Origin of the sequence: Mycolicibacterium xanthum (assembly GCF_019710635.1) — a bacterium.
Taxonomy (GTDB): domain Bacteria; phylum Actinomycetota; class Actinomycetes; order Mycobacteriales; family Mycobacteriaceae; genus Mycobacterium; species Mycobacterium xanthum.
In genome coordinates, this window is the sequence record NZ_JAIFZS010000136.1 from 1 (window position 1) to 333 (window position 333).

Annotated in this window: 1 protein-coding gene; it reads right to left on the bottom strand. The window is 64.6% G+C overall.

Annotated features, from left to right (window positions below; genetic code table 11):
• The coding region (locus JDV09_RS26405) for a phosphopantetheine-binding protein (protein ID WP_221372083.1) at positions 1–333 on the bottom strand (333 nt) is incomplete at both ends.

Genomic DNA, 333 nt, shown 5'->3' on the forward strand with positions numbered 1-333 from the left:
GCCAACGGCTCGAGATCGTCGCGTTGCGTACCGATACGCGACGTCAACTCTGCGATCGTCGGGGCGTCGAACAACGTTCGGACCCCGAGACGCACGTCGAGAACTCTCCCGATCGCGGCGACCACCCGCATCGCCGACAGCGAGTCACCCCCCAGCTCGAAGAAGGAGTCGTGGATTCCCGCGTGGTCGAGGCCCAGTACCTGGGCGTAGATGTCGGCCAGGATTTCTTCGGTGGGTGTGGTGGGTGGGTGGTAGGTGTCGGTGTGGGTGTGGTGTTGGGGTGGGGGTAGGGCTGTGGTGTCGAGTTTGCCGTTGATGGTCAGGGGCAGGGTG